The organism is Shewanella chilikensis (assembly GCF_002836945.1).
Lineage (GTDB): Bacteria > Pseudomonadota > Gammaproteobacteria > Enterobacterales > Shewanellaceae > Shewanella > Shewanella chilikensis.
Genome location: NZ_NIJM01000003.1, coordinates 88,531 through 100,751 on the forward strand (window position 1 = coordinate 88,531; position 12,221 = coordinate 100,751).

Below are 12,221 nucleotides of genomic sequence, written 5' to 3' on the forward strand. Positions count from 1 at the left end.
ACTTAATTTAAAGGTGCAATATCAATAAATCTTTAGTTTGTGTGATCTGTTTCGCGCTTGTGCTATCTCAAACTGGGTATCACTCGAAACGCTTGATGCAGATCAAAAATGTGAAGGGTTAAATCTGGCAGTGTGGCCTCAGTTGTTATGGATGTAATAAAAAACAAAGCGCTGTGTTGTCGCTACGGAGTGAGATGATGAAAAAAAATATCGTATCAGGATTGATTGCCGCTGCCCTTTTTTCCACTGTTGCTGCCCCTGCGCTGGCTCACAAGGCCGGTGACTTTATCGTTCGTGCCGGTGCCGTTGTAGTCGCCCCGGATGAATCCAGCCAAAATGTTGTTACCCCGGATCTGGGAAACCTTGGCACCTTTAGTGTGGACAATAACACCCAGTTGGGTCTGAACTTTGGTTATATGCTGACAGATAACTTTGGTATCGAACTGCTGGCCGCGACCCCATTCAGCCATGATGTTTCTCTCGGAGAGCTGGGCAAGATTGCCGAAACCAAACACCTGCCACCTACCTTGGTAGCCCAGTACTATTTCGGTAATGCCGAGTCCAAGCTGCGTCCTTACGTGGGTGTCGGTGTTAACTACACCAATTTCTTCGACAATGAATTTACCAATGATGTCGGTGGCAAACTCTCGGATCTGAGTATGAGTAACTCTTGGGGCTGGGCCGCGCAAGTGGGTCTGGATTATCAAATCAATGATAATTGGTTGGTGAACGCTTCAGTTTGGTATGCCGAGATCAGTACTGATGTTAAGTTCAACTATCACTATGGCACCAGCAATAGTGAAGTTGCTGCTGTGACTATCGAAACCGATATCGATCCTTGGGTCTATATGGTCAGCATAGGTTACACTTTCTAACGTCTTCCAAGCGCAAGCTCCCAACCCAAGAGCTCTCAACCATAAAAAAAGGCGCCTCCGGCGCCTTTTTATGAAAAACAATAAGAAGTTTATTTTATCTCTATTGCCCCTTGCGTTTCTTCACCTTCCAATGGCGGGTGTTATAGATGAACTCGGGCAGCAGTTTGGTGAGCCAGGCAACCGTCGCCCAGCGTTTGGTGACATAGACCCGGCGTTTGCCTTTTTGCAGGGCGCGGATGATTTGCCCGGCAACCACATCTACGGGTGATAACCACAGCTTACTTTGTTGCAGCGCAGCTTTATCCAGCAATCCCAATTGAATATCCGTAATGGTGATCGGTAGCTTGAGCCTTTGGGCATGCATGGACAACCCCTCGAGATAGTTCATTCCAAAGGCTTTGGAGGCATGAAAAGCCACGCTGGGGCCACCGCGAAGACCGGCAATGGAGTTGATAGCCGCGAGTTGGCCATAACCCTGTTCGCGAAACAGCCTGAAAGCTGTGTTGCAGACGGCGGCAAAGCCACGGACATTGACACTGATGATCTCATCTTCAAGCTGCCAGGGCAGATCCGGATGATAGGAGTTGAGTCCGGTATTGACCAACACCAGATGTGCCCCCCCCAACTGTTGCCAAATCTGTTCCAGCTCGGCTATCAAGGTTTGCGGTTTATCTATGTCCAGGCCAAACACTTGAGCCTCGGTTGCCAGGGTGGCGGCAAACTCTTTCAATGAGTCGGGATCCTGTGCCAGCAATGCCAGTTTAGTGCCTTCATCGGCCAGGCGGCGGGCTATTTCACGGCTGAGGAGTGAGCTGGCGCCCACAATAATCGCAGTTGCTTGTGTCATAAGGATATTTGAACTCAAAAATGGAGTCCTATGATAGGATTATCCTCACAGGTTCTCAATGATTAAACTTGGATGTATAGACATCCAGAAGTCTTTGTGTATGATTAGGAGCTAGCAATGAAAATGACAGGCAACTGGCTGCGCTTGCCAATGATGGCGGCCGTAGCAGGAATGATGGCACTCACAGGTTGTGCGACCCCGAATGCCACAGTCGAAATTGATGGCGATGTCTGGTACCGCGAGCGCATTGCCCTGCCACCGGAAGCCGTATTGACGGTTCAGGTTCAGGACGTTTCCAAGGCGGATGCTCCGGCAGAAGTGCTGGCGGTTATTCAGCGTGACAGCGTGACCAGCCCAACGCCTTTTAAGTTCATTCTTGCCCGGGATCAGTTCCAGAGTGGCCACAGCTACAGTGTCAGTGCCAGGATCACCCTCAAGGATGACTTACTCTTTATCAATACCCAGGCCTATCCTGTCAATATCGACAAGGTTGAGCCGGTATCCGTCATGGTGCAAAAGGTAGGGCGCTAACAGGTATATCAAGCCAAGCGCCTTGCCCTGAAAGTTCAGGAGAGGCGCTTTATGCCCGTAAGAATACCCGATAACCTGCCAGCCGCCGGCGTTCTTGAGTCGGAGAATATATTCGTTATGTCCGAGAGCCGGGCGGCGATGCAGGATATACGGCCGATGAAGGTGTTGATCCTCAATCTGATGCCCAACAAGATTGAGACAGAAACCCAGTTGCTGCGGCTGTTGGGCAACACTCCGTTGCAGGTGGATATCGACCTGCTGAGGATCCACGACAAAGAGTCGAAACATACGCCGAGCGATCATCTCAATACCTTTTACCGTGACTTTGAAGATGTACGCCATCGCAACTATGACGGCCTGATCATCACAGGCGCCCCCCTGGGACAGCTGGATTTCGAGGAGGTCACCTACTGGGATCATATCCGCGAAATTATCGATTGGTCACAGGAGCATGTTACCTCGGTACTGTTTCTCTGCTGGGCGGCCCACGCCGGTTTTTATCACCTATATCAACTCGAGCGTAAGATCCTCGCTGAAAAATGCTCCGGGGTTTATCAGCACAGGCGTATTCGCGCCCATGTGCCCTTAATGCGCGGCTTTGATGATGAGTTTTATGCTCCGCACTCCCGCTATGCCCAGATGGATGTGGATGAGCTTAAGGCGCATCCCGAACTGACAGTGCTGGCCGAGTCAGACCAAGCCGGTGCCTATCTGGTGATCAGTAAGGACAATCGCAACTTGTTTGTGATGGGGCATCCAGAGTATCGCAAGTCGACCCTTAAAGATGAGTACCAAAGAGATCTGGCGGCCGGGTTGGCGCCCAAGATCCCGCAAAACTATTTCCGCAACGATGACCCAGAGGCTGAAGCGATAGCTCGTTGGTATAGTCACGGTAGTCTGTTGGTGAGCAACTGGCTCAACTATTATGTCTACCAGTTGACCCCTTATGACTTATCGGATCTCAGTGCTATTACGCCCTGGGAACAGAGTAGCTGAGCCGCAACACCAAATGTTTTGTTGGCGGGAGTCGCAGTCTTGTGACTCAAGGAAGGTGCGAACAAGTCCCATGTGTGCTCTGCGCCGGCTTACGGGCCTGGATGCAAGGCGTGGTTCGCAGCAAATGGCCCGAGTCCTTTGCTAGAGGCACAACACAGCAGGCAGGCCTGTAAGCCACGCCCTTCGGGGCTTTCACAGCAACCGGCTCTCTGCGTTATCCGACTTCGCCAGGCCCCGGCATGCCTTCAGTCAGATGCCTTGAACGCCAATTGCTGTGTAAGCCAGAGTGCCACTAGGACTTATTGGCACCTTCCCTAAGTCCTAAAGGGCTTAGCTTATATCAAGCCAGATGGCGTCAGCCTCTACGGCTTTTGCTTCCTTAAACTGATATTTCCTTCTCTAATATTTTCTAAGCCGCAGTGTTTTGGCTTTCTTTCAGGGCACAAGCTGTCATCTTGCTGTAAATCCTCCCTGACAAAAATATCTATAAACGGAGCCTGTATTAGACTAATTAGTACTTGCCTTACGTTCGCGTAAACGTCAAAGTGGCAGCAACAGAGTGCAAATTTGCTGCACCTAACACCGCCGGCCTACTGTTGGGCCGGTGTTTGGGTGCCCAACAAGGGAGTCAACAATGAGTCGTCCTCAGGATATTGTTATCGTCGCCGCCAAACGAACCGCCATGGGCGGTTTTCAGGGCTGTCTTTCCACAGTGCCTTCTCCTCAGCTGGCGGCTTCCAGCATTAAGGCCTTGATGGAAACCACAGGAGTGAAGGGCGAACAGGTCGATGAAGTGCTGATGGGATGTGTATTGCCGGCTGGTCTGGGTCAGGCCCCTGCCAGACAGGCGGTTTTGGGGGCAGGTTTGCCCCAGTCTGTTGGCGCAACTACAGTCAACAAGGTGTGCGGCTCAGGGATGAAAACCGTGATGCTGGCGCACGATCTTATCAAGGCCGGCAGTGCCAATATCGTGATTGCCGGTGGTATGGAAAGCATGAGTCAGGCGCCGTATCTGCTGGATAAGGCTCGCGGCGGCATGCGCATGGGCCACGGCAAGGTGCTGGATCATATGTTCCTCGATGGGCTGGAAGATGCCTATACAGGGGGCGCCATGGGAACCTTCGCCCAGAAAACCGCCGACGATTTTGGCCTGACCCGTGAAGCCATGGACGCCTTCGCCCTGAGCTCACTGGAAAAAGCCAATGCAGCCATCACCTCAGGTGCCTTCAAGGAGGAGATAGTCCCGGTAACCGTAAGCAGCCGCCGCGGCGATACTCTGATTGATACCGATGAGCAGCCCGGCAATGCCCGCCCTGACAAGATCCCGGCGCTACGGCCCGCTTTTGCCAAAGACGGCACCATTACTGCCGCCAACTCCAGTTCGATTTCCGACGGTGCCGCCAGTTTGATGCTGATGAGCCGTGAGCAGGCCGAAAACCTGGGGCTGGCAGTGATGGCCACCATCAAGGGTCATGCTACCCATTCCCAAGAGCCGGCCATGTTTACCACGGCGCCCGTGGGTGCCATGCAAAAACTCTTGGCACAAACCGGCTGGAGCAAGGATGAGGTCGACCTTTTCGAAATCAACGAAGCCTTCGCCATGGTGACCATGTTGGCCATCAGCGAGTTGGGGCTGGATGCCGCCAAGGTCAACGTCAATGGCGGTGCCTGTGCGCTCGGTCATCCGATAGGTTGCTCCGGCGCCCGTCTGCTGGTGACTCTCATTCATGCGCTCAAGGCCAGAGGCCTCAAGCGTGGTATGGCATCGCTGTGCATAGGTGGCGGTGAAGCCACTGCCATGGCGATTGAGATCTGATATCCAGTCGGCCGCGACAGCGGCCGGCACCAAATTAAAGTAATCAACAAGACAGGACACGGCGCCATCAAAAGCAGCCACAAGAGCTGTAGGTGCGTCGTCCCACTACCTACAAGGAATTCTTATGAGCACACAAGTCAAGCACTACATAGATGGCGAATTCGTCAACGGTTCCGGCAGCAAGCAGATCAATGTTACCAATCCGGCCAATAATGAAACCATCGCCTTTATCAACTGTGCGACCCAGCCGGAAGTTGAGCGCGCCATCGCCAGCGCCAAGGAAGCCTTCAAGAGCTGGAAGGAAGTGGCTGTTTCCGAGCGTGCTCGGGTAATGCTGCGTTATCAGCACCTTTTGAAAGAGCACCATGATGAGCTGGCTACCATTTTGGCTCAGGAAACGGGTAAAACCTTTGAAGATGCCAAGGGCGATGTCTGGCGCGGCATCGAAGTGGCCGAGCATGCCTGCAACATCGCCTCCTTGCTGATGGGTGAAACGGTTGAGAACGTGGCCCGCAGCATAGATACCTACTCCTACACTCAGCCGCTGGGGGTTTGCGCCGGGATTACGCCATTCAACTTCCCGGCGATGATCCCGCTGTGGATGTTCCCGCTGGCTATCGCCTGCGGCAACACCTTCGTCCTCAAGCCGTCCGAGCAGGACCCAATGACGCCGCAGCGTCTGGTGGAGCTGTTCGAACAGGCCGGGGCTCCCAAGGGCGTGCTGCAGTTGGTTCACGGTGATAAAGCGGCGGTTGATGTACTGCTGTCTCACCCGGATATCAAGGCGATTTCCTTTGTGGGCTCTGTGGGCGTGGGTCAGTACATCTACAAGACAGGCACTGACAACCTCAAGCGGGTGCAGGCCTTTGCCGGTGCCAAGAACCACTGCGTGATCATGCCTGATGCCAACAAGCAGCAAGTGATCAATAACCTGGTGGGTGCCTCGGTTGGCGCTGCCGGTCAACGCTGTATGGCGCTGTCGGTCGCTGTGTTTGTCGGCGCCGCCAAAGAGTGGATCCCTGAGCTGAAAGAAGCCCTGTCCAAGGTGCGTCCCGGTCTTTGGGATGACAAGGAAGCCGGTTACGGCCCACTCATCAGTCCGGCCGCCAAAGAGCGGGTGCTCAAGCTTATCGCCGAGGGCAAGGCCGAAGGCGCCGAGTGTCTGCTCGATGGTTCCGACTGCACAGTACCCGGTTATGAGTCAGGCAACTGGGTTGGCCCGACCATGTTCGACAAGGTAACCACGGACATGAGCATCTACAAGGAAGAGATCTTCGGCCCTGTGCTCTGCTGTATGGAAGCCGAGTCGCTGGAAGATGCCATTGAGCTGGTTAACGCCAGCCCTTACGGCAACGGCACCTCTATCTTTACTGCCAGCGGCGCCGCGGCGCGTAAGTACCAGCATGAAATCGAAGTGGGTCAGGTGGGTATCAACGTGCCCATTCCAGTGCCGCTGCCATTTTTCTCTTTCACGGGTTGGAAGGGCAGTTTCTACGGCGATCAGCACGCCTACGGCAAGCAGGCGGTGCGTTTCTACACAGAGACCAAGACCATCACCAGCCGTTGGTTCGAGTCTGATATCGCCTCTGGTCCCAACATGACTATCGCCCTCAAGTAACAGTGTGAGCCCAAGGGCATCGGCAATGGCCGGTGCCCCTTTTTAATCGCAACAGTAAATAACAAGAGATCCGGCATCACCGGATCACCGCAAGACGCAGAGATCTGCGCACAGGAGTCAAGCATGGATTTCAATCTCAACGAAGATCAGCGCCAATTCGCCGAGCTGGCCCGCCAGTTTGCCGCCGATGAACTGGCCCCATTTGCCGCCAAATGGGATGAGGAGCATCACTTTCCCAAAGACGTGATCCAAAGAGCCGGGGAGCTGGGATTCTGCTCACTCTATTCTCCCGAGTCGGAAGGCGGTATGGGCCTGTCGCGTCTGGATGCCTCGATTATTTTTGAAGAGTTGGCCAAGGGCTGCACTGCCACCACAGCCATGCTGACCATTCACAACATGGCCACCTGGATGGTGACGACCTGGGGCCAGCAAAGTCTGCGGGCCGAGTGGTCTGAAGCGCTGACCACAGGCAGCAAGCTGGCTTCTTACTGCCTGACCGAACCAGGTTCAGGCAGTGACGCTGCTTCACTTGCCACCCGCGCCGAGCGCGACGGCGATGAGTATGTGATTAACGGCTCCAAGATGTTTATCTCGGGCGCCGGCGCCACCGAGCTTTTGGTGGTGATGTGCCGCACCGGTGAGGCCGGCCCCAAGGGAATTTCGGCCATTGCCATCCCGGCTGACGCCAAGGGTGTTATCTACGGCAAGGCCGAGGACAAGATGGGCTGGAACGCCCAGCCAACCAGACTCATTACTTTTGAAAACGTGCGGGTGCAGGTCAATCATCTGTTGGGTGAGGAAGGCCAGGGCTTTACCTTCGCCATGAAGGGCCTGGATGGCGGCCGCATCAATATCGCCACCTGCTCTGTGGGTACCGCTCAGGCTGCACTTGAGCGCGCCACTGAATATATGCATGAGCGCAAGCAGTTCGGCAAACCACTGGCCGCCTTCCAGGCGCTGCAGTTCAAGCTGGCCGACATGGCCACAGAACTGGTCGCCGCGCGGCAGATGGTGCGTCTGGCGGCATTTAAGCTGGACAGCGGCGATCCCGAAGCCACGGCTTATTGCGCCATGGCCAAGCGTTTTGCCACAGATATAGGGTTTGCCGTGTGTGACAGCGCGCTGCAAATTCACGGTGGTTACGGCTACATCCGCGAATACCCACTGGAGCGACATTTCCGTGATGTACGGGTACACCAGATCCTGGAAGGAACCAATGAGATTATGCGCCTTATCATCGCCCGTCGTCTGCTGGATGAGCATGCCGGCGAGATCCTCTAAGGCCAAACCCATTTAACCGAATTGCAAGGAGTCATTCATGTCTTTTTTGATTGAGCATATCGAAGGCCACACGGCTGTTCTGACCATCAACAATCCACCGGCCAACACCTGGACGGCCGAGAGCCTCAATGAACTGCGCCTCAAGGTGGAAGAGCTCAACAATGATCCCGATATCTATGCCTTGGTACTGACAGGGGAAGGGGAGAAATTCTTCTCGGCCGGCGCCGATCTCAAGCTGTTTGCCGATGGTGATAAAGGCAATGCCGCCACCATGGCACGCTGTTTTGGCGAAGCATTTGAAACCCTGAGCGCCTTTCGCGGTGTGTCTATTGCCGCCATCAACGGTTATGCCATGGGCGGCGGTTTGGAAGTGGCATTGGCCTGTGATATCCGTATCGCCGAAGAGCAGGCGCAGCTGGCATTACCCGAGGCCACAGTCGGTCTGCTGCCTTGCGCCGGCGGTACCCAGAATCTGACCGCTCTGGTTGGTGAGGGCTGGGCCAAACGGATGATCCTTTGCGGTGAGCGAATCGATGCCGCCAAGGCCCGTGAGATTGGCCTGGTGGAAGAGGTAGTTGGTAAGGGTGAGGCCCTGAGCGTTGCCATTGCGCTGGCGACCAAGGCTGCCAAGCAGAGCCCATCGAGCGTGACCGTTTGCAAGCAGTTGATCCAGGCCGGACGTAATATGCCAAGAGCTCAGGCGCTGCCGCTGGAGCGTGAGCTGTTTGTGGCTCTGTTTGACACCCAAGATCAGAAAGAAGGGGTCAATGCCTTCCTGGAGAAGCGCGCAGCCAACTGGAAAAACGCATAAGGAGGGCGGTGATATGAGTCATGAAGTGGTATTTCAGACCCTGGGAACCGCCAGCGGCAAGCTGATTGGTGTGGCCACACTCAATGTGGAAAAAGCACTCAATGCACTGAATCTCAACATGGTGCGTTTGCTGGCCAAGCAGTTAGCTGCCTGGAAACAGGATGAACAGATTGCCTGCGTGATCCTCGACGGCAGCGGCGATAAAGCCTTCTGCGCCGGTGGTGATGTACGGGCGCTGTATCAGGCGCAGCAGGCCAATCCCGGCAGTTACACCCAGGAAGCCCGGGTGTTTTTCGAAGAGGAGTATCGGCTCGACTTTCAGCTGCACACCTTCGGCAAGCCGGTATTGGTTTGGGGCGACGGCATAGTGATGGGTGGGGGGCTGGGGCTGATGATAGGTGCCAGCCACAGAGTATTGACCGAGCGTTCGCGCATCGCCATGCCTGAGGTCACCATAGGCCTTTACCCGGATGTCGGCGGCAGCTATTTTCTCGGCCGCATGCCGGGCAAGACTGGGCTGTTTCTCGGCCTGACCGCCTACAATATGAATGCGGCCGATGCCCGTTATACCGGCATTGGCAATCATTTTCTGGCCTCAACGGATAAAGAGCGCATGCTCGATGCCATGGCGACGGTGAACTGGGGCAATAACACCAGTCTCAACCAGCAGAAGCTGCATGATCTGCTCAATGAACTGGAAACCCAGAGTGAAGAGCGTCCCGGCAGCAGTCGCTTGAAGGGCCATCAGGCCCAGATTGATGAGCTGATGACCGGAGATATGGCCGAAATTCTCGCCAAGATGCAGGCCCTGGAAACCCAAGAGAGTTGGTTGCAGCGTGCCCGTGACACCATGCTGAGCGGCAGCCCGCTTAGCTGGGCGCTGGCCTACGAGCAATCAAGGCTTGGGACTGACATGAGCCTGGCGGATTGTTTCCGCTTCGAGCTGGGGCTCAGCCTCAACTGCTGCGCCATAGGTGATTTTTGTGAGGGTGTCAGGGCGCTGCTTATCGACAAGGACCGTAATCCCAACTGGCGTTACGGCAAGGGCAAGATAGCACCGCAAGATGCGGTATCTGCCTTGCTCGAGTCACCATTTGAACATGAACACCCATTAGCCGATCTGTAACAGATGCCGGCAAACAAGATTCCAACAGGGAGAGCAAACAGATGACAACAGTGGCTTTTATTGGTTTGGGCAACATGGGTGGGCCGATGGCGGTTAACCTGATCAAGGCCGGGATGACTGTTCGGGTATTCGATCTGGTACCGGCGGCGATGCAGAGCCTGGCAGAGCAGGGAGCTATAACGGCCCAGAGCGCCTGTGGCGCAGCGGCGGGTGCCGATGTGGTGGTAACCATGTTGCCGGCCGGCAAGCATGTGCGTAGCCTGTACCTCGGCAGCGAGCAGCAGCAAGGGCTGCTGGATGTTGTGGCCGAGGGGACCTTACTTATCGATTCATCTACCATAGATGCCGACAGCGCCCGCGCTGTGGCGGCTGCATCGGCCGCCAAAGGGCTTGAATTTGTTGATGCGCCGGTTTCCGGTGGCACCGCTGGGGCCGCGGCCGGTACGCTGACCTTTATCTGCGGCGGCAGCGACGCAGGTTTTGCCAAGGCTAAACCTGTTCTCGAGTGCATGGGCGCCAATATTTTCCATGCAGGCGGTGCCGGCGCCGGTCAGGTTGCCAAAATTTGCAACAACATGCTGTTGTCTGTCTTGATGGTAGGTACCAGCGAGGCACTGAGTCTGGGGATAGATAATGGTTTGGATCCCAAGGTGCTGTCAGATATCATGAAAGTTTCGAGCGGCGGCAACTGGACCTTGGAGAAATACAACCCCTGTCCCGGGGTGATGCCAAGCGTACCATCGTCCAATGACTATCAGGGCGGGTTTATGGTGGATCTTATGGTCAAGGATCTCGGCCTGTCCCAGGAAGCAGCGCTGTCCAGCCAGTCGAGCACTCCCATGGGCGCACTGGCGCGCAGCCTCTATGTCAATCATGCCCGCAAGGGCAATGGTCGTCGCGATTTTTCCAGTATTTTTGAACAATTCAAGCAAGAGAAATAAGGATAACCCAATGGATGTAAAAGGTAAGGTAGTCGCCATCACAGGTGGAGCCGGTGGACTGGGTCTGGCGATGGCGCAGGAGTTGGCCGCAGCCGGTGCCCGTCTGGCGCTGATCGATGTGGATCAGGACCGTCTGGAGCAAGCCTGTGCCCTGATGGGCGAGACCGAAGTGCAGGGTTATGCTGTAGATATCACAGATGAAGAAGATGTGATGGCAACCTTTCAGTACATTCTGGAAGATTTTGGTCAGCTCAATGTGCTGGTAAACAACGCGGGTATTTTGCGTGACGGCATGCTGATCAAAGCCAAAGAGGGCCAGGTGACAGACCGTATGTCGCTGGAGCAGTTCCAATCGGTTATTAATGTAAACCTGAGCGGCAGTTTCCTCTGTGGCCGTGAAGCCGCCGCCGCCATGATAAGCTCTGGCCAGGAAGGGGTGATCATCAATATCTCCAGCCTGGCTCGAGCCGGCAATGTGGGGCAGAGCAACTATGCCGCCTCCAAGGCCGGTGTCGCTGCCATGGCGGTGGGCTGGGCCAAAGAGCTGGCGCGCTACAAGATCAGGGCCGCCGCTGTTGCCCCCGGGGTTATTGCCACCGAAATGACCGCCGCCATGAAACCGGAAGCGCTGGAGCGTCTGGAGAAAATGGTACCGGTCGGCCGTTTGGGTGATGCCGCTGAAATCGCCTCGACAGTTAAATTCATCATTGAAAACGACTATGTCAATGGCCGGGTATTTGAAATTGACGGCGGTATCCGCCTGTAATTCAATGCGTTGAGATCAAGGCCAAAATAGATATCATCCCTGTTCTTTACCGCGTTTTAAACAAGGACAGGGATGATGTTTTCTTCCTCCACCAGGCTGGGGCGTTTAACGCTCTTTTGCCAAGCTGGGTTGCAGCTCCATGTGAACGACGGCGATAAGTTGGTGAATATCTTCTCTGACCCCATGTACTTCTGGCCAGTGAGCGGGATAAAACTGGTGAACGTGCCAGGTTCTTGCAAAAGTTATCATTCTGCAATTGTGAGGGGGAGATACTTGTCCGCTTTGTATTACAGACGTTGACAATTCTTGTCCCGGATTGAACAATCTCCCTAATAAAAGTTAAAAGTACCAGAGGTAACGACACTCACCCATGCATTGGTTGGAGAAACAGATTAAGCGCCTGCTTTTGCTGGTGGGAATCGCGGGTGTCATGGTAATCTATTTTGGATTCTTCTATCTGCTTCTCAGCGGTCGCTCCACTGAACCCATCACCTGGTACTATTTGCTTTCACCTTGGATCTGCATCTTTTTTGGATTATCCAGTTTGCAGCAGTACAGGGTGTTGCAGTGGTTCTTTGCCAGATATAAAAATAAGAAAAAATAAGAAAACACA

The 12,221-nt window shown here is 54.6% G+C and carries 12 protein-coding genes; 11 read left to right on the forward strand and 1 reads right to left on the reverse strand.

What is annotated here, in order from left to right; all coding sequences use genetic code 11:
* Positions 1-194: 194 nt before the first annotated feature.
* Positions 195-875: an outer membrane protein OmpW gene (gene ompW, locus CX651_RS01790; protein ID WP_071475960.1), complete on the forward strand. Its 681-nt coding sequence runs from the start codon at positions 195-197 to the stop codon at positions 873-875.
* Positions 876-975: 100 nt separating this feature from the next.
* Here ompW and CX651_RS01795 read toward each other — a convergent pair whose 3' ends face one another.
* Complete coding sequence (locus tag CX651_RS01795) at positions 976-1,722, reverse strand: SDR family NAD(P)-dependent oxidoreductase (protein ID WP_101053020.1); 747 nt, start codon at positions 1,720-1,722, stop codon at positions 976-978.
* A gap of 117 nt (positions 1,723-1,839) precedes the next feature.
* On the opposite strand from CX651_RS01795, the gene CX651_RS01800 reads away from it, so the two are divergent.
* The 10 genes from CX651_RS01800 (at position 1,840) to CX651_RS20065 (ending at position 12,212) form a co-directional block, all read left to right on the forward strand.
* On the forward strand, positions 1,840-2,253 hold the full coding sequence (locus CX651_RS01800; RefSeq protein ID WP_101053022.1) for a YbaY family lipoprotein: 414 nt from the start codon (positions 1,840-1,842) through the stop codon (positions 2,251-2,253).
* Positions 2,254-2,304: 51 nt separating this feature from the next.
* The gene (gene metA / locus CX651_RS01805) at positions 2,305-3,249 is read left to right on the forward strand and encodes a homoserine O-acetyltransferase MetA (protein WP_101053024.1); all 945 of its coding nucleotides are present in this window, start codon (positions 2,305-2,307) and stop codon (positions 3,247-3,249) included.
* A 634-nt stretch (positions 3,250-3,883) separates the two neighbouring features.
* Entirely contained in the window at positions 3,884-5,065 is a 1,182-nt protein-coding gene (locus tag CX651_RS01810; RefSeq protein WP_101053026.1) for a thiolase family protein, read from the forward strand.
* Between the two features lie 124 nt (positions 5,066-5,189).
* Positions 5,190-6,683 carry a CoA-acylating methylmalonate-semialdehyde dehydrogenase gene (locus CX651_RS01815; protein ID WP_101053028.1) on the forward strand — a complete coding sequence of 498 codons (1,494 nt, stop codon included), beginning with the start codon at positions 5,190-5,192 and terminating at the stop codon, positions 6,681-6,683.
* Positions 6,684-6,806: 123 nt separating this feature from the next.
* Entirely contained in the window at positions 6,807-7,964 is a 1,158-nt protein-coding gene (locus tag CX651_RS01820) for an acyl-CoA dehydrogenase family protein (RefSeq protein ID WP_101053030.1), read from the forward strand.
* Positions 7,965-8,001: 37 nt separating this feature from the next.
* Positions 8,002-8,775, forward strand: a complete 774-nt coding sequence (locus CX651_RS01825; RefSeq protein WP_071475957.1) for an enoyl-CoA hydratase — start codon at positions 8,002-8,004, stop codon at positions 8,773-8,775.
* Between the two features lie 13 nt (positions 8,776-8,788).
* Positions 8,789-9,901, forward strand: coding sequence for an enoyl-CoA hydratase/isomerase family protein (locus tag CX651_RS01830; RefSeq protein WP_096141349.1), 1,113 nt, complete (start codon positions 8,789-8,791; stop codon positions 9,899-9,901).
* A 41-nt stretch (positions 9,902-9,942) separates the two neighbouring features.
* Entirely contained in the window at positions 9,943-10,842 is a 900-nt protein-coding gene (gene mmsB, locus CX651_RS01835; protein ID WP_101053032.1) for a 3-hydroxyisobutyrate dehydrogenase, read from the forward strand.
* Positions 10,843-10,852: 10 nt separating this feature from the next.
* The gene (locus tag CX651_RS01840; protein ID WP_025009790.1) at positions 10,853-11,608 is read left to right on the forward strand and encodes an SDR family oxidoreductase; all 756 of its coding nucleotides are present in this window, start codon (positions 10,853-10,855) and stop codon (positions 11,606-11,608) included.
* Positions 11,609-11,978: 370 nt separating this feature from the next.
* On the forward strand, positions 11,979-12,212 hold the full coding sequence (locus CX651_RS20065; RefSeq protein ID WP_101053034.1) for a hypothetical protein: 234 nt from the start codon (positions 11,979-11,981) through the stop codon (positions 12,210-12,212).
* Positions 12,213-12,221 lie beyond the last annotated feature (9 nt).